Source organism: Campylobacter concisus (genome assembly GCF_003049085.1).
Taxonomy (GTDB): Bacteria; Campylobacterota; Campylobacteria; order Campylobacterales; family Campylobacteraceae; genus Campylobacter_A; species Campylobacter_A concisus_H.
The window spans coordinates 21,205-36,228 of record NZ_PIQX01000001.1 but is presented as its reverse complement, the minus strand read 5'-3'; the positions used below and the strand labels follow the sequence as shown (position 1 = coordinate 36,228).

Annotated in this window: 20 protein-coding genes and 1 other RNA gene; 5 read left to right on the top strand and 16 right to left on the bottom strand. The window is 37.4% G+C overall.

All coding sequences use genetic code 11. From position 1 onward, the window contains the following. From flgN to CVT13_RS00190, 6 genes are all read right to left on the bottom strand, one after another. Positions 1 to 432: a flagellar export chaperone FlgN gene (flgN, locus tag CVT13_RS00215; RefSeq protein WP_021091397.1), complete on the bottom strand. Its 432-nt coding sequence runs from the start codon at positions 430 to 432 to the stop codon at positions 1 to 3. 13 nt (positions 433 to 445) lie between these two features. Continuing rightward, a complete protein-coding gene (locus tag CVT13_RS00210) occupies positions 446 to 649 on the bottom strand; it encodes a flagellar biosynthesis anti-sigma factor FlgM (protein WP_199907259.1) in 204 nt (67 codons plus the stop codon). 58 nt (positions 650 to 707) lie between these two features. Further along, positions 708 to 1,007, bottom strand: coding sequence for a rod-binding protein (locus CVT13_RS00205; protein WP_107811175.1), 300 nt, complete (start codon positions 1,005 to 1,007; stop codon positions 708 to 710). Continuing rightward, the gene (locus CVT13_RS00200) at positions 1,007 to 2,059 is read right to left on the bottom strand and encodes a flagellar basal body P-ring protein FlgI (RefSeq protein ID WP_107811174.1); all 1,053 of its coding nucleotides are present in this window, start codon (positions 2,057 to 2,059) and stop codon (positions 1,007 to 1,009) included. Before CVT13_RS00200 ends, CVT13_RS00205 begins: the two co-directional genes overlap by 1 nt. 64 nt (positions 2,060 to 2,123) lie before the next feature. Then, complete coding sequence (rsmD, locus tag CVT13_RS00195) at positions 2,124 to 2,690, bottom strand: 16S rRNA (guanine(966)-N(2))-methyltransferase RsmD (protein ID WP_107811173.1); 567 nt, start codon at positions 2,688 to 2,690, stop codon at positions 2,124 to 2,126. Continuing rightward, positions 2,687 to 3,031 carry an ornithine carbamoyltransferase gene (locus CVT13_RS00190; RefSeq protein ID WP_107811172.1) on the bottom strand — a complete coding sequence of 115 codons (345 nt, stop codon included), beginning with the start codon at positions 3,029 to 3,031 and terminating at the stop codon, positions 2,687 to 2,689. The genes rsmD and CVT13_RS00190 overlap by 4 nt, the downstream gene beginning before the upstream one ends. A gap of 120 nt (positions 3,032 to 3,151) precedes the next feature. On the opposite strand from CVT13_RS00190, the gene CVT13_RS00185 reads away from it, so the two are divergent. Genes CVT13_RS00185 through CVT13_RS00170 form a run of 4 tightly spaced genes read left to right on the top strand, consistent with a single transcriptional unit; the run spans position 3,152 to position 5,911 of the window. Further along, a complete protein-coding gene (locus tag CVT13_RS00185) occupies positions 3,152 to 3,547 on the top strand; it encodes a FlaG family protein (protein WP_072594311.1) in 396 nt (131 codons plus the stop codon). 2 nt (positions 3,548 to 3,549) lie between these two features. Continuing rightward, positions 3,550 to 5,310, top strand: a complete 1,761-nt coding sequence (gene fliD, locus CVT13_RS00180) for a flagellar filament capping protein FliD (RefSeq protein ID WP_107811171.1) — start codon at positions 3,550 to 3,552, stop codon at positions 5,308 to 5,310. A gap of 9 nt (positions 5,311 to 5,319) precedes the next feature. Further along, the gene (gene fliS, locus CVT13_RS00175) at positions 5,320 to 5,691 is read left to right on the top strand and encodes a flagellar export chaperone FliS (RefSeq protein WP_072594313.1); all 372 of its coding nucleotides are present in this window, start codon (positions 5,320 to 5,322) and stop codon (positions 5,689 to 5,691) included. Beyond that, positions 5,684 to 5,911, top strand: a complete 228-nt coding sequence (locus CVT13_RS00170) for a hypothetical protein (protein WP_084041079.1) — start codon at positions 5,684 to 5,686, stop codon at positions 5,909 to 5,911. Before fliS ends, CVT13_RS00170 begins: the two co-directional genes overlap by 8 nt. A 14-nt stretch (positions 5,912 to 5,925) precedes the next feature. On the opposite strand, the gene rnpB is transcribed toward CVT13_RS00170, so the two are convergent. From rnpB to CVT13_RS00150, 4 genes are all read right to left on the bottom strand, one after another. Next, positions 5,926 to 6,251: RNase P RNA component class A (gene rnpB, locus CVT13_RS00165), an RNA gene on the bottom strand. Positions 6,252 to 6,404: 153 nt separating this feature from the next. Continuing rightward, entirely contained in the window at positions 6,405 to 7,022 is a 618-nt protein-coding gene (locus tag CVT13_RS00160) for a Type 1 glutamine amidotransferase-like domain-containing protein (protein WP_159071091.1), read from the bottom strand. A 457-nt stretch (positions 7,023 to 7,479) separates the two neighbouring features. After that, positions 7,480 to 8,604, bottom strand: coding sequence for a tRNA pseudouridine(13) synthase TruD (gene truD, locus CVT13_RS00155; protein ID WP_107811169.1), 1,125 nt, complete (start codon positions 8,602 to 8,604; stop codon positions 7,480 to 7,482). Continuing rightward, the gene (locus CVT13_RS00150) at positions 8,582 to 9,403 is read right to left on the bottom strand and encodes a thiamine-phosphate kinase (protein WP_107811168.1); all 822 of its coding nucleotides are present in this window, start codon (positions 9,401 to 9,403) and stop codon (positions 8,582 to 8,584) included. The genes truD and CVT13_RS00150 overlap by 23 nt, the downstream gene beginning before the upstream one ends. 61 nt (positions 9,404 to 9,464) lie before the next feature. Between CVT13_RS00150 and CVT13_RS00145 the strand changes: the two genes are divergently transcribed. Next, positions 9,465 to 10,478, top strand: coding sequence for a hypothetical protein (locus tag CVT13_RS00145; protein WP_107811167.1), 1,014 nt, complete (start codon positions 9,465 to 9,467; stop codon positions 10,476 to 10,478). A gap of 11 nt (positions 10,479 to 10,489) precedes the next feature. On the opposite strand, the gene CVT13_RS00140 is transcribed toward CVT13_RS00145, so the two are convergent. The 6 genes from CVT13_RS00140 to ruvA form a co-directional block, all read right to left on the bottom strand. Continuing rightward, positions 10,490 to 10,930 (bottom strand): hypothetical protein, encoded by a 441-nt coding sequence (locus CVT13_RS00140; RefSeq protein WP_107811166.1) that lies wholly within the window; start codon positions 10,928 to 10,930, stop codon positions 10,490 to 10,492. Next, positions 10,927 to 12,351: a Mur ligase family protein gene (locus CVT13_RS00135; RefSeq protein ID WP_107811165.1), complete on the bottom strand. Its 1,425-nt coding sequence runs from the start codon at positions 12,349 to 12,351 to the stop codon at positions 10,927 to 10,929. The genes CVT13_RS00140 and CVT13_RS00135 overlap by 4 nt, the downstream gene beginning before the upstream one ends. Continuing rightward, a complete protein-coding gene (locus tag CVT13_RS00130) occupies positions 12,348 to 13,130 on the bottom strand; it encodes an alpha/beta fold hydrolase (RefSeq protein WP_107811164.1) in 783 nt (260 codons plus the stop codon). Before CVT13_RS00130 ends, CVT13_RS00135 begins: the two co-directional genes overlap by 4 nt. After that, positions 13,120 to 13,350 (bottom strand): type II toxin-antitoxin system Phd/YefM family antitoxin, encoded by a 231-nt coding sequence (locus tag CVT13_RS00125; protein ID WP_087584583.1) that lies wholly within the window; start codon positions 13,348 to 13,350, stop codon positions 13,120 to 13,122. Before CVT13_RS00125 ends, CVT13_RS00130 begins: the two co-directional genes overlap by 11 nt. 64 nt (positions 13,351 to 13,414) lie before the next feature. After that, positions 13,415 to 14,455, bottom strand: a complete 1,041-nt coding sequence (locus tag CVT13_RS00120; protein ID WP_107811163.1) for a D-alanine--D-alanine ligase — start codon at positions 14,453 to 14,455, stop codon at positions 13,415 to 13,417. Between the two features lie 11 nt (positions 14,456 to 14,466). Beyond that, a complete protein-coding gene (gene ruvA / locus CVT13_RS00115) occupies positions 14,467 to 15,021 on the bottom strand; it encodes a Holliday junction branch migration protein RuvA (RefSeq protein ID WP_107811162.1) in 555 nt (184 codons plus the stop codon). Between the last annotated feature and the right edge of the window lie 3 nt (positions 15,022 to 15,024).

Sequence of the window (15,024 nt, the reverse complement as noted above, 5' to 3'; positions counted from 1 at the left end):
TTAAACCCTTGATTTATAAAAATTATTATCTATGCTGTTTCCATCTTGGCCGTACTCACTTGCTTTAGTGCCAAAAATTTTTTCATTAAGTGAGTCAAAAAATTCTTTAACAGCAACAACATGTCTTGCATATTCTTTATTTACTTTATGTAAATTTTCAAGCTTTGAACGCATAAGTACAAGCTTTGACTTCACTTCATCGTCTAAAACACTAGCAAGTGTAGTCGTACCGCTCTCTTTTGATACCTTTAAAAGCTCTTTATCTAGTGCTCTTTTGGTATCTTCAAATGCACGAACTAAGGCATTTTTTTTCTTTACACTCTCATCAACGCTTGAGTGCTTAGCCTCTTTTATATTTGCGATATCTTGTATGGTTAAATTTATAAGCTCATCAAGCTCGCCTATAGCCTCGTCCAAAAGCTTTTTTATCATTTAAATTCCTTAATTACAGCAACGCATCAGCCACAGCCCTAGCCGTTTTTGAGATATCAACCTGATAAGTGCCATTTGCTATGGCATCAGCTATCTCTTTTAGCTTTGCGTTTTCGTTTGTTCTTACTTCTTTACTCTGAGCTTCGACCTTGGCATCGCTATTTTTATTTAGCGTATTTGCCTGAAAATTTGGTCTTTGATTCAAAGGCCTTATCATATTCATACCTCTTAAAATAAAATGTTTATATCACTACATCGGCAGAATATAAATTTACTTAAGAGTCTCTCTTTAAAAAATCGTACAAAAGTTCTGAAAAACCAAGATTTCCACTCAATGCTTTACTCATTGCATCGTTATACATCGACCTATAAATATCGCTACCAGCAGCCTTTGGATATGGCGAGTTGTGCTCATCTTCTTTTAAAGCAATATCAAGCACAGCCTTTACCATATATGCCTCAAATGCATCAGTTTGCTCTTTTAAAAGTGTATCTTGTTTGGCATTTGCGTTTTTTATCTTATTTGTAGAAATTTCATTGTATGAATTTAACGCTAAGGTGTTGTCTATTTGCATTATATTATCTCCAAATCAACCTGTATCGCACCAACTCGCTTTAAATTTTCAAGTATCGATATGATATCGCTTGGTGTTGCCCCAAGCTTATTTAAAGCTCTTGTTACATTTGCAACGGTTGTTTTTTCACCTGAAATTTTAAGTAAATTTTGACTAGGTGCGACCGACGTATCGCTTCCTATATTTACATCATTTTGCGCTGCCTCGTCATAGCTATTTGGCTCTATTTTTATTGTGATTGCACCATGCGTTAAGACAACTGGGCTAACTACGGCATTTATGCCACTTACTATCGTGCCAGTTCTCTCATCAACCACTATCTTTTCATCTGGCTTATACTCCACATCAAGATCAAGCACAGCGCTTGCAAGCTCGATAATGCTAACATCATCTGGCTTTTTAACGATAACCGTTCTTGGATCGATCGCCTTTGCGGCATCATCAGAGATATTTGCATTTATAGCATTTTGGATATCAAGAGCAGTTTTAAAATTTGTATCTTTTAGGCTTAGTCTTATGCTATCTTGATTGTAAATATCATAAGTCACTTCTCGCTCGACCAAAGCTCCATTTAGGATAGAGCCAACGGTTGGGTGGTTGCCACCTGATCTACCCATGCTTTTTCCGCCGATGCTTAAAGCACCCTGAGCCAAAGCGTAAATATCACCATCAACGCCTTTTAGTGGCGTCATGAGAAGAGTGCCGCCTTGCAAACTTTTTGCATCGCCGATAGATGAGATCACGACATCGAGTTTATCACCATGCCTTGCAAATGCAGGAAGCTTAGCTGTTACCATAACAGCAGCTGCATTTTTTGACTTGATATCATCTGGATTTATCTTTACGTTTACACCTTGAAGCATGTTTGATAAAGACTGGATCGTAAATTTTGACGTTGAGCCATCACCTGTGCCATTTAGCCCAACCACTAGGCCGTAGCCTATTAGCTGATTATCTCTTACGCCAACTATGCTTGCAAGCTCTTTTATCTGCGTAGCAAAGGCTGAAGTAGCTATCACTGAAGCTGCTACAAAAGATAAAATTTTTTTCATATTTTTTCCTAAAATTTAGCTATTTTAGGTTTTTAAAGCAAAAGATGTTCCAAATTTTTATAAATTATTGGAAGTAAGAGAGCGAAGTAGCTCCAAATTTTTTAAATTTTACAAGCTTATATGTAGAAATTTCATCGCTAAATTTAAAATCACTGTTGTGCTCAAAAACTATCATATAAATTTTCTCTTTTTTTAGCTGTGAGATTAAATTTACAAGCTTTTCGTAGATATCATCAAAGCCAGCTCTTATGTCAAATGGCGGATCAAGGTAGAGCAAGACTTTACCACTTTGAGAATTTACAATATCGGGCAAGACAGAAAAGCTGTCACCATTTATCGCTTTTAAATTTGAGCACTCTAGGCTTGCAAGATTGCTTTGCGTGATCTTAAAAGCGGCTCTATCTTTTTCGATAGCGATAGCTTCACGTGCTCCGTTGCTAACGGCCTCGCTTGCCATCACGCCGCTTCCGCCAAAGCCCTCTATAAATGTAAGCGAGTAAATTTCATCTCTGATGACATTAAAAAAGGACTCTTTTACGATGCTTTTTGTGCTTCTAGTCGTGCTTAGACTTGGTAGCTCAAGCCTTTTGCCTTTAAATTTACCACTTGAGATTTTAGTGTAAAGCTTCACTGATTTGCCCTTAGAATTTCAAGAAGATTGGCTTTAAATTCATCTATTAAAATTGAAATTTTTTCTTCTAAGCCCTTTTCATTTTTAGCTTCATTTAGCTCATTTGCTTTTGAAATTTGCATAGCTGAGTAAAATTCTTCAAGTGTATCAAGAAGTATTGTCTTGGTAAAAGGATGAGAAAGATGAGCGTTTTTACCTATTATAAATAGTGGTTTTTTTGTCGCAATCTCGCGGTCACTCACTACAAAATCACAATCCTTATGATGAGCAGCCAAATTTCCACAAAAAAGCAGCAGTGTCTTTTGAAGTAAAATACACTCGCACTCAAATGAAATTTTCATATCTCTTCCTATAAATTTTTGCTCGATTTTAGCCTAAATAATCAAAAATTTATATAAACACTAAAGGATTTTAAAATTTTACCGATGTAGAAGCTAACGTAAGTTTTAAGGAGTAAAACTATGGAAATCTTTAAGGCAGCAGCAAATCAGGTACTAGATACGAGCATGAGCACATCCGCTCAACGTCAAATAGACAGCAGACCTATCGAGCATTCTGATGTTAAATTAAGTGCTGATAAAAATAATGAAACAAAAGACATTAACGAGCTAGACGGACTTAGCAACGAAGAGCTTGCCAAAAGAACAAGAGAGGTCACTGACAGACTAAACTATCAAATGCAGCAACTCGATACTAATGTAAGATTTGCTTACAACGAGAAGCTAAATTTAATGGTCGTGCAAGTAAAAGATGCTAAAACTGGCGAAGAGATAACACAACTTCCGAGCAAAGAAGCTATAAGAATAAGTGAGTATTTCAAAGAAAGTATTGGAATACTTTTTGACAAGGAGAGTTAAAAATGGCAGTAGGTAATGTAACAAATTTAGGCATCGGTACAAAAAATAGCGGACTAAATGACGATCTTATCAAAAAGCTAAAAGAAGCAGATGAAGCAGGACAGATCAAGCCTTTAACAAAAAGGCTAGAAAGAAATGACCTAAAGCAAAAAGACCTTGCAGCGCTAAAAACTCTAGTTAGCAACGTAAACGTAAGTGGCAAAACACTTGGCGGAGAGGCACTTTATCTAAAAAGAACTACAAATAATGCTGGCAAAAGCGTAACAGCCTCAGCAGCAAATGGCGTTAGCGTGCAAAATTTTAGTATCGATGTGCAAAAACTTGCTCAAAAAGACACATTTCAAAGCTCAAATTTCAAAAACGCTTCAAACTTAGTAGGTGCGACAAGCAACGGCTCTTTTGACGTTGAGATCGATGGACAAAAATTTTCTATTAGCGTAACTAGATCAACCACATATCAAGATATTGTAGACAAGATAAATGATATTAGTCGTGGCAAATTACAAGCTAGAATTTTAAACGTTGGCGGAGATAAACCAAATCAAATCATGCTTCAATCAGGCAATACTGGCGCAACACAGACTATTAAATTTTCAAATGATACGGCTGGTGTTTTAGATAAGCTTGGCTGGGATAGTACGCAGTTTCAGGATAAAGATGCAAATGGCACTCTACTAACAAATCCTGATGGCACACCAAAGATGACATCAAATTTTGAAAAAAATAGAATTTTAAAGGCACAAGATGCGGAATTTACATATAACGGAGTAAATGTAAAAAGAAGCAAAAATACCTTTAACGACTTAAGACCGGGAATTTCTATTACATTAAATGAAACTGGCAAAACAAACGTAAGCGTCTCTCAGGATACAAAAGAGGTAATAAAAGCTGTTGAAGAATTTATCAAAGACTACAACCTAATGACCATGAACCTTGGTATAGCCACAAAATATGACGAGGAAAAAGGAGCTGGTACTTTCCAAGGCGTTAGCGAAATTTCAAGCTTAAGATCAAACATTGGTCGTCTAGTAAATGGACAAGATAGTGAAGGTAAAGCATTAAGCAAATATGGCATAGTGCCTGATAAAGACGGACAACTTCAGCTTGATCTAAATAAGCTAAATGCAGCTCTTAGCAAAGATCCTGAAGAGATTCAGAAATTTTTCATGGGATCAAGCAAGATCGAGCCAATAAGCTATATGGGAGCATCGACTGTTAGCGTTGGAGCACTAGACATAAAAGCTGGTGATCTTACGATAAACGGCAAGTCAGTTACATTCTCAACTACTGCCACAGCCACAGCCGAAGAGAACGCACTAAAACTTCAACAAGCTATAAATGATGCTGGTATAACTGGAGTTACAGCTAGTCTTGATAAAAGTGGCAAAAGAATCGTCTTAAAAAGAAGCGATGGTGAAAATATCGAGGTAAAAGGTAAAAATTCAGCCTTAACAGCTCTAGGTATGAATGAAGCCACTATAAATCCAGTAACCAAAAAGACAGATGGGCTATTTACAAAGCTAGCTAAAATGCTTGATGGTGTCGTTGGCAAAAGTGGTACGATGGTTGCTATGCAAAATCAATTAAAAGATGAAAATGAGTCGATCACAAAAAACAAAGAGAGCACACAAAAGCTTTTAGATGAAAAATATACAACAATGCAAGAGCGCTTTATCAAGTATAACGCTATCATCGCAAGCTTAGAAAATCAGTTCTCAACACTAAAATCAATGATCGATGCAGAGATAAATAGCAGAAAATAAGAGAGAAAGATGAATCAAAGTGCATATAGTGCATACGCACAGTCTAGTTTTGGGGGCATTGAGTCCCCAACTAAATTAATAGAAATGCTTTATGACGGAATTTTAAAATTTATATTTCGTACAAAAAAGGCGATAGAAGCTGGAGATATAGAGAAAAAAGTTTATTATATTAATAGAACAAACGCTATTTTTGTTGAGCTTTTAAATTCGCTTGATTATTCTCAAGGCGACGTAGCCCACTATCTTAGCGGCCTTTATACAAGACAGATGCAGCTTCTTGCTATGGCAAATATACAAAACGATGTCGCAGCCTTAAATGAAGTAACCAATGTCGTAAAGCAACTATCTGAAGCATGGAGAGAGGTAACTTCAGGTGAATAGTTGGATTAATGAGTTTAAATTAGCATTGATAAACGAAGACACGAGCAAGATAGCTGCTTTATCACAAAATTTTAGTGAGGATATGTTTACAAGCCTAGCTTCAGCACAGGAAGCACAAGCACTAATTGGCGGTGCAATAGAGCTTTTAAAAAGCAAGTCTTCGCACATCCAAAATGAGCTTATAAAACTACAAAAAGCTCAAAAATACGTAACAAACTAATCAATTTTTATAAATTTAAAGGCACGGCGTTAAGCCGAGTTCTGTCTTGAGCGATCATTTATCTACGCTTGCTTTTACAAACAAGCTCTAGCGAAGGGTTTTAATATAAGACCAAAACCATCCCTTCTTGCTGCAGGTTGGGTTTATATGGCCACGCAAGTTACCAAGCGTGCCGGTGGGCTCTTACTCCGCCGTTTCACCTTTACCGCCGAAGCGGAAGTCTACTTTCTGTTACACTATCCCTTAGGTTTCCCTAGCCATCCGTTAGATGGAACCTTGTCTTATCGCAGCTCGGACTTTCCTCTTTTGTAAAAACAAAAGCGATCGCTTACCGTGCCAGAGCGAAATTATAGCGGCTTTGGCTTAAATTTCTAGCTTTAAAAGCTTTAGGCTTTTAACTTTATGTTTTATTTACAAGGTAGATTCGCAGGCAGATATAGTGCTTTGAGTAAATATTTAGCGTATGTTTTGTTAAAAAGCATATAAAATTATCTCAAAGCGCAATAAATTCAGCATTATTTATAGGTCGTAAATCGTACAAGTTCCCAAATTTCTGCATTATCTCGTGCGTGGCCTGCGTAAAAGGTTCGCAACCAAAGTGTGGCACTATGAAAAAATCCACCAAATTTAAGCCTGTAAAATCACTCACGTTTACGCTATTTTCATCCATAAGCGTAGCATATCTCGTATCTGGTGCCGCTACGACCGCACCTGCTGACTCGCCAATATAAATTTTCCCTGCTTGAACTGCATCTTTGATGGCTTGTGCAGCATGCGACTTTCGTAACTCACTAAGAAGATAAAATGTATTTCCACCGCTAACGTAAATGATATCACACTGACTAATGGCAGATAAAATTTCATCTTCACAAGATAGCTCATCTTGGCTAGATACTAGTGCCGCCGAATTCTTGGCGCAAGAGACGTCAAGGCGTCTTAGCTTCGCACCAAAATTTTCTAAAATTTCCACCGCTTCGCCGACGTAGAAATTTACCTCTTCAAATTTGGCCGCAGTATCTATAAAAACAATATCTTTGCCTTGAAAATTTACCACTTCATTAATCTTGCTCGCAACCTCCGCAAAGTAAGAGCAAAGAAAAATATTTGCCATTTTTAATCCTTTTAAAATATAAATTTGCAAACCCATTATATCCAAACGAGCTTAGAAACACTTGTGTTTCGCGTCGCCAGCGCATCTTGCTTTACGGGTAAAATTTAGCGATTTTAGGATAAGGATCTTGGTGCAAAAATTTGATAAATTTAGCCACAAATTTAAATTTAAAACAATAAAGTAAAGTATTTTTGTACCGCTTGGCTCACAGCTTTTAAAGAGCGTCAGGCGAGGTGAATTTTGATTTGTGAAATTTAAACTTAAAAGTTAAGGCAAAGTTTTGCGAGATGGTTTTAAGTGTTTTCTGTGTCACTATGCTCGTAGCTAAACAAAAGAAGTAAATTTCGTCCAAAAATAAGGAATACAGCCTATCACGGAGCGAAATTTATACTCTACTTGCAGTTACCGGCATAGACGCAAAAATCATTTAAAAGTACTCGCAAGACGAGCCGCTGCCCTACTCAAAGATGTTTTTATGCAAGATTTCTTCTAGCACAACAGTCGCGTAGCTGCCTTTTTGCAGTGTGAAATTTATCGTAAAGTGTGCTTTTTCCTCGTTGTATTTATAGCTTGCATCCTCCAAATAACACCACGCAAAGCGCCTAGATCCCGTCATTTTAGCTTTATATTCATTTGCCTGCGCAAAAATTTGATCCTCGGCTGCCCTAGCCGCGCCCTGCGCCTCATACGCCTTTGCGCCCGCGATCAGCCCGCAGCTAGTGATATCTCTAGCGTCAAAGCGCGCGCCCTCTGCGTCCAAATCCTCGCACAAAAAGCACTTTCCGTGCGGGTAGTGACCCAAAACTTCGCCCTCTATCAGCTTAAAAAATCTCTTTTGCGATTTTAAATTTTTCAAAATCGCGCCGTCAAGATACGGGTAAATTTGAGCTAGCTCAGAAAGGCTAAAGTCCTGCGCAAACCTCGAAATCTCCACGCGTTTGCTAAGCCAGCGGTTAAAAAGATCGCTTTGATATGCTGAGATCAAAAAGTCGTTTAGCTTTACATTTTTACTCTTTTTGCCGTTTATCGTCCCATTTTTAAGAAGCTCAAGCCCAGTTTCGGCATTGTCGCCAAATTTACCAAAACGCTGATAGCCAAAGTAGTTTGCATAGCCCATTTTATCAATGCTAACAAATGCTTGCTCTAGCTTTTTGGCATTACTTGGTAGTACTTTTTTTAAGCGGATAAAAAAGCTATTTCCCTTTAGATGTCCGATACGAAGCTTATTTTTATGCACATTTAGGCTTAAAATTTTCATCTTTTCGTGGCTAAAGTTTGCTAGATTGCTCTCAAATTTACGTGGCATCGAGATAAACTGCGTCGTCATGCCCTGCTTATCCTTTAGCCCAGCGTAGCCAAAGTCGCGCATCTTAGCCCCTGTAACCTCGCTTAAGACATGCAAAGCCTCCTGCGTCGTCATATCTTTTTTAGAAATTTCAACGATCATGTGCTCGCCATCGCCACTAAATTCATAAAGCGGTATCTCGCGTACGACAAAATCATCTGAATTTTTAGAAAAATATGCCTCGATAGGTGCATGAGTGAGTGCATAAAGTGGCTTAAAAGTGGTGGTTTCTTGCATTTTGTTTTAACCTTTTGTTTGAAATTTTTGCAAAGACGCTAATCTTTGTCCGTGTTTTTGTGGCGATCCTTTTGATGGCGTTTAAATTTTTAGGACTAAAAGTAAATAAAATTTCATACTCTTCGCCGCTACTAAGCTCAAATTTACTTAGCTCTTTTGTAAATTTAGCACCCTTTTTGCTAGCCTTTAAAAGCTTGGCAAGATCAGCATTTAGCCCATCTGAGATATCCATAGCGGAGTTTATAAGATGAGCTGCCTTGTAGAAAAATTTATCTCTTAAAATAGGCTTTTTAAATCGTGAGTTTTTTGAAATTTTAGCTAGCCTCAGAAGCGAATTTAGCCCATTTTTGCTACCTCCAAGCTCACCAGTAAAAGCCACCAGATCTCCGTATTTTGCATTTTTTCTAAGCACAGCTTTGCCATTTAGCTCGCCAATTACACTAACGCTTATATTTAAAATTTTACTACTTATCGTGTCGCCACCGATTATCTTTACACCAAACTCCTCGCAAGCTCTGTTTATGCCACTACTTAGCTCTTTGATTTGCTGCGGCGAAAAATTCTTTGGCAAGCTAAGTCCAAGAAGCGCAAATTTTGGCCTAGCATTCATCACGATCGTATCTGAAAAATTTACGATCATCGCCTTGTAGCCGATCTCTTCAAGGCTTAGCCAGCCATGCTTAAAGTGCGAGTTTTCAGCAAAAATATCCTTGCTAAAGACCTGCTTGCCAAGCACAGCCGCATCATCGCCAATATAAGCGTTACCAAAGCATTCAATCGTAAAATTTTCTTTATCCATCGGGCCATTATAATGAAACTCCTTTTAATTTTAGGATAAAATAAGCCAAAAAAGGAGCCAAATGCAAAAAATAGAAATTTTTAGATTTAATGCAAAAAAGGATATTTTGTCGTATTTTAAACCATATTTTTTAGAAATTTTAGATTACGCAAACCTTGACGAGCTATTTTTGCATATTAAAAAGATTGATCCGTATTTTCAGCCAACAACTGGCTTTGTGAAAGTAAATGATGTCGTAGTGAGCACTGCTGAACCATTAGAGAATTTATATGAGAAATTTGCAGACGAGCTTGTGATTTCGCCACTTGATGAAAAACGAGCGGTTTTAGATCTTGAGATAAATGATGATGACTTTTGGAAGAAATTTAAACCATTTGAGAAATTTTGTGATCAAGCAGACAAAGAATTTTATGCAAGCTTAAAGCCATATTTTTATGCTGATTTTGTGAGAGAATACGAGCCAAATTTTATAGGTGCAGCGGCCATCATACTAGCTCATCATCTTTATAAAAAAGAAAAAAATGATGAGATCATGAGGCTTATCAACAATGAAAATGGTATTTTAATAGCTTGCAAGATTGATGATTTTATCTTTAGCGGAAGCGAAATTTATACCGAAGCGATTAGGTTTTTTAAAGAAATTTTAGGGATAAAAGAGGATGAAACCTCAAAAAATGAGCTTGAAAAAATAAAGAGCTTGGATAAATTTAAAGAATTCAAAATAGCCGTAAGCAATAAAATCCCTGAAATTTTAGATAAATTTAGAGCAAATTTTATAAATCTAAACAATAAATTTCCTTGTGGATTTGAACTTTTAAAAGCAAACGAAAAGCTTGCATTTGCACTTGCAAGTAAGATTATTTTTAATGCGTTTGATAGCGGGGCTGATTTTTTACTAGCTAGCAATGAGGCTGAGTTTTATATGTTTGACACGCTTTCAAAAAAGCTTGAAAAATTTGCAAACAGAAGCTTGCAGGATTTTTATATTTTAAGAGTTAGCGAACTGGTCGAGCTTGAAAATGGCAAAATTCCAGCAAGCCTAAAAGAGCATACGCTAAAAGTAAATTTAGTCTAAAACTAGAGAATTTATTTTTGCAAAGTTGCATTTTGCTCGCTTAAGGCTTCTTCTTTTTCGTCTTCTTGCCTTATCTCATCGTACCTTGCTTTGGCATTTTCATAAACACCAGCTGGTAGGCTTATGTTTAAATCGTCCCTTAAGCTCATCACGTCATCACAAGCATTTTGGTAGCCAAGGTCGCAGCTTTTCATATAATAACTCACGCCAAGCTCGATATTTGAGTGCTTTTTTAGATCACTATCCATTTGCTCATTTATCTCTTCATTTACAAACATATCGCCCAAAGCCTCGCACGAAAGCACATCTTTTTGCTCACAGCCATCATAAAAAATTTCATACGCAGTTGCGTAATCTCCAGCATTTAGCGCCTCAATACCTCTGTCATAATCATCGATGTCAAAGCCAAATGCTAAATTTAAAGCTAGGATTAAAAAAACTATCTTTTTCATATAAAGCTCGGTGCATCGTTTGAAAATAGTATAAGATCGCCAGCACGCGTATTTTGAGCTAGAATTTCTTGCATTTTATTTTTATCCTTTAAGATGATGATCTTTGGCTTTACGATGTACTTTAGTAAAACTTCGGCGTTTAGCGAGCTTGTGATGATAACAAGGTCAAAAATTTCATTTATCACCTTGGCTAAATTTGCATTTTGCTCTGCATCGCTCTCGACGATACCAGGTGTTAGCAGCACTTTTCTGCCAGCGTAGGTGCTTACAAGCTCGTAGCTTGCACTCATGCCTGAGAAATTTCCATTAAAGCTATCATCAATTATCAGCTTGCCACCAGCCTCGATCTTGCTTAGGCGGTGCTCTACGTTTTTCATCTTAGATAGCGCTCTATCTACCGCCTCATCGCCCATTTTTAGGTATTTTGCCACCTTGATGCAAACGGCTAAATTTGTAGCGTTAAATTTGCCAAGTAGCGGCGAGGCGTAACTCTTGTCACCAAGCGTAAACGAAATTCCATCTAAATTTGCATTGATATCTTTTAGACTTTCATCATAAATTTCTATATTTTGGCTTGGCTCTTTTTTTGTCGAACTATGTAAAAATGCCATCTGCAAACGAGTGCTTTGAAGTGCTTCAAGCTTGGTAGAGCGGATATTATCAAGCGTTTTAAAATACTCAATGTGTTGCGCGCCGATCTCACCTACGATGACGATTTGCGGGTTTAGAATTTTTGTGATTTCTAAAATGTCGCCCTTTAGCCTAGCACCTGCCTCAGCGATGTAAATTTGCGTTTGCTCGCTTAAGTTTTCATTGATGTCTTTAATTATGCCAGCCATTGTATTTACGCTGCGAGGCGTCTTGTAGCAGACGAAGCTATCTTTTAAAATTTCAAAGAGGAAATTTTTGATGCTAGTTTTGCCGTAGCTTGCGGTGATTAGGATTATCTTTAGCTCTTTGTTTGCGCCGAGTTTTTTAAGCGCCTTGTTTTTAAATCCTTGAAATTTTATCTTTTCTAAAATTTCACTAAAAAATAGGCTCACAACCAAGACAAAAAGTGGCATCGGAGCCAAAAACGCCTTGTGGATGATAAAATTTAAAGCGTAGTTTAAGATGATAGCGCAAGCAAGGATCACAAAAAAGTGCTTGATCCTGGCGGTAAAGACTAGCTTTTTATCAAGTTTTTTGTGCCAAAGATAAAGAGCTGGCAAAAGAGCAAAGTAAAAATAGATAAAAAACCACTTGCCAGTCGTGTAAAAAAGCACCAACGGCACAATAAAGAAAAAGACGTGCCAAGCGGGCTTTGTGAAGTGAAAGAGTACGCGCTCAGGCCTATATGAAAACCACTGAAAGCAAGTAATCACATAAAAAGCGAGCGCAAAGATAAATAAAACTGTGCTTATGCTTAAAAATATACTCATCTTATCTCCTCGATACCGCTCTCATCGTCAAGCACGACATTTTTTGCTTCATTTGGCTCAAAATTTATCCCTTTTTCTATCTCGTCACTTATAAATTTAGCGTGAAGCAAAAAGAAAAAGTGATCGCCCCTAAGCGGGAAAAATGAACTATTTTTTATGAGCTTATGTATGCTCTCTCCACTTGTTATAGGCGTTGCCTTGTCATTTTCTCCCCAAAATATTAAAGCCTTACCACTAAAGTTGGCAAAATGCTTCGTAAAATCCTCATCAACTACGTTTTTTAGGGTTTCATACATCACTCTGCTCATGCCGCTCACATCTTTTGTGGCAAAGAGTTTATAAAATTTTCCAAATCCAAAAAGCTTAAAAATTTTAAAAATAGTGATCTTTGCGCGCACGATAAATGGCTTTTTGACAATTATGCCAGCTGAGCTTAAAAGCACAAGATATGGCGGCTTTAGAAGCGTTGCGATCTTGCCACCAAAGCTATGACCTACGATAATATCTGGCTTTATGCCAAGCTCATCACAGAAATTTTCAACGATTTTTGCGTAATCACTTGTTTTTAATGGATCAGTAATGGAGCTTTTACCAAAGCCTGGCATGTCGATATAGACATGGCAAAGCTCGTTTAGATAGTGCCCAAAAGCCTTTTTCATTATCTCTTTATTAGCACCCCAGCCGTGCAAGAAAAGCACTATTTTTTTGCATTTTGGATTTACTACTTCGTAGCTGATCTCATACTCGTCTGAGCCGTACTTTACCGCCCTACTCGCCATCGTTTTCTCTCTTTTTAGCAGCGTAAATGCTCTCAAGCACGCTCACTGCTTCGCAAAGGCGCTCATACTCTTCCATATTTAAAAGCACTGCTTCAAATTTATTATTTTTAACAATGACCGCTCTTTTTAATTCATTAGCTCCCACACGAGAGAGCACTGAACTAAAATTTCTAACCACTTCAGTTGCTGTATAAATTTCATCTTTTGTAAAAGTTACCATTGTCGCTCTTTGTGTAAAATTTTACGTAAAATATCACAAACTACTTTATAATCTACTAAATGGCCTAAATTTTTCCGCGACCTTTTACTGAAGTGATCGAGTTTATGAAGCTATAATCGATCTTTATATTACGCTCTCTTGGAAGTGAGTTTGCAAGAGCATTTAAAGTGCTCTCAAAATCCTCAAATAGATAGTTTGCAAGGCTTCCTGGATTTGGATTTATCTCATTTAGATAGACCTCATCATCTATCACAAAGAAGTCGCATCTAATGATCGCTCCGTCAAAACCGCAATCATAAATTTTTGAAAAGTTAAATTTAAGCTTTTGTTTTAGCTCCTCAGAAATTTCAGCCTCTTTTACCTTGTTTTCATTTGAAAAGCTAAGATACTTTTGCTCGTAGTCAAGAAATTCTTTCTTTTTTGGCTCTTCTATGATAGAAAATTTTATCTTTCCATCTATCTTACAGCCTGCAAGGTTGTACTCTTTTACTCCTTTTATAAAAGGCTCGACAAGCACATCTTTATCAAACTCAAATGCCACGTCTTTTGCATAAGTTAGCTCGCTGGCGTCATGCACTATATTTACGCCGATGCTACTTCCAAGTCTTGCTGGCTTTAAGATAATAGGATAGTGAAATTTTGGCTGGCTCTCACGAGTTAGTATCTCATAGTCAAGCGCCTTTACACCAGCTTTTTGTGCTAGAAATTTAGTAAGCTCTTTGTTGTAGCTAAGCGCGCTTACTTCAAGCCTTGGACCTATATATTTTATGCCGTAAAAGTCAAAAAGTGCTGCTATCTTGCCATCTTCGCCGTCCATGCCATGGATCAAATTTATAATGACATCACACTCTACTTTTTTATCGCCAAAAAGAGAGTGCACGTAAAAGCCGCCCTTTGCCAAAGATAGCTTCTTTGAGTTTTTGTATTTACCAGAGCTAAAGAAATTTGCTCTCATATCTTTTTGCTCGATAAGATAAAAGTCTCTATTTGCGTCGCAAAATATAAATTTTAGCTCTTGTTTTAGGACATTTTTTAAAACTATCGCACTAACTATGCTTATCTCATGTTCATAGCTCTTTGCTCCAAATATCACACCTAAATTCATCTTTCTAATCCTTATCCTAATTTCTTTAATGCTTCTTTTATAAGATCACTTGTATTTTCACTCTTACACTCAGGCAAAATTTTCACTATCTTCTCACGTTTAAAGCCAAGCGCTTCAAGTGCCAAAAGCGCTTCGTTTTGGTAGCTTGGCACGCTCTCATCACTTATTAGTTTTGCGTCGCTTAGCTCAGCTATGATGCGTCTAGCAGTCTTTGGTCCGATACCTGGCACACTTTTAAAGGTATCTGCATCGCCGCTTATTATGGCATTTGTAAATGCCTGTGAGCTAAGACTTGAGCAAACTGCCATAGCCGTGCTAGCTCCGATACCATTTAATTTAATAAGCATCTCAAACATCTTTTGCTCATTTGCATCCAAAAAGCCATAGAGTAAATTTGCGTCCTCTCTTATGATCTGTGTTATGGTAAGCTCGACTTTTTCGCCCTTGCTAAGCTTGGCTGAGCAAAAAAGCGAGATAAAAATTCCATAGCTTACGCCGCTATTTGTTTTAAGTATCACAAATGCGGGATCTTTTTTGCTGACGACACCTTCGATCGCTTTTATCATCAT

Coding starts and splice junctions, on each gene's coding strand:
- flgN (WP_021091397.1), bottom strand. CDS start 432: ATGATAAAAAAGCTTTTGGACGAGGCTATAGGCGAGCTTGATGAGCTT.
- CVT13_RS00210 (WP_199907259.1), bottom strand. CDS start 649: ATGATAAGGCCTTTGAATCAAAGACCAAATTTTCAGGCAAATACGCTA.
- CVT13_RS00205 (WP_107811175.1), bottom strand. CDS start 1,007: ATGCAAATAGACAACACCTTAGCGTTAAATTCATACAATGAAATTTCT.
- CVT13_RS00200 (WP_107811174.1), bottom strand. CDS start 2,059: ATGAAAAAAATTTTATCTTTTGTAGCAGCTTCAGTGATAGCTACTTCA.
- CVT13_RS00190 (WP_107811172.1), bottom strand. CDS start 3,031: ATGAAAATTTCATTTGAGTGCGAGTGTATTTTACTTCAAAAGACACTG.
- CVT13_RS00185 (WP_072594311.1), top strand. CDS start 3,152: ATGGAAATCTTTAAGGCAGCAGCAAATCAGGTACTAGATACGAGCATG.
- fliD (WP_107811171.1), top strand. CDS start 3,550: ATGGCAGTAGGTAATGTAACAAATTTAGGCATCGGTACAAAAAATAGC.
- fliS (WP_072594313.1), top strand. CDS start 5,320: ATGAATCAAAGTGCATATAGTGCATACGCACAGTCTAGTTTTGGGGGC.
- CVT13_RS00160 (WP_159071091.1), bottom strand. CDS start 7,022: ATGGCAAATATTTTTCTTTGCTCTTACTTTGCGGAGGTTGCGAGCAAG.
- truD (WP_107811169.1), bottom strand. CDS start 8,604: ATGCAAGAAACCACCACTTTTAAGCCACTTTATGCACTCACTCATGCA.
- CVT13_RS00150 (WP_107811168.1), bottom strand. CDS start 9,403: ATGGATAAAGAAAATTTTACGATTGAATGCTTTGGTAACGCTTATATT.
- CVT13_RS00145 (WP_107811167.1), top strand. CDS start 9,465: ATGCAAAAAATAGAAATTTTTAGATTTAATGCAAAAAAGGATATTTTG.
- CVT13_RS00140 (WP_107811166.1), bottom strand. CDS start 10,930: ATGAAAAAGATAGTTTTTTTAATCCTAGCTTTAAATTTAGCATTTGGC.
- CVT13_RS00135 (WP_107811165.1), bottom strand. CDS start 12,351: ATGAGTATATTTTTAAGCATAAGCACAGTTTTATTTATCTTTGCGCTC.
- CVT13_RS00130 (WP_107811164.1), bottom strand. CDS start 13,130: ATGGCGAGTAGGGCGGTAAAGTACGGCTCAGACGAGTATGAGATCAGC.
- CVT13_RS00125 (WP_087584583.1), bottom strand. CDS start 13,350: ATGGTAACTTTTACAAAAGATGAAATTTATACAGCAACTGAAGTGGTT.
- CVT13_RS00120 (WP_107811163.1), bottom strand. CDS start 14,455: ATGAATTTAGGTGTGATATTTGGAGCAAAGAGCTATGAACATGAGATA.
- ruvA (WP_107811162.1), bottom strand. CDS start 15,021: ATGATAAAAGCGATCGAAGGTGTCGTCAGCAAAAAAGATCCCGCATTT.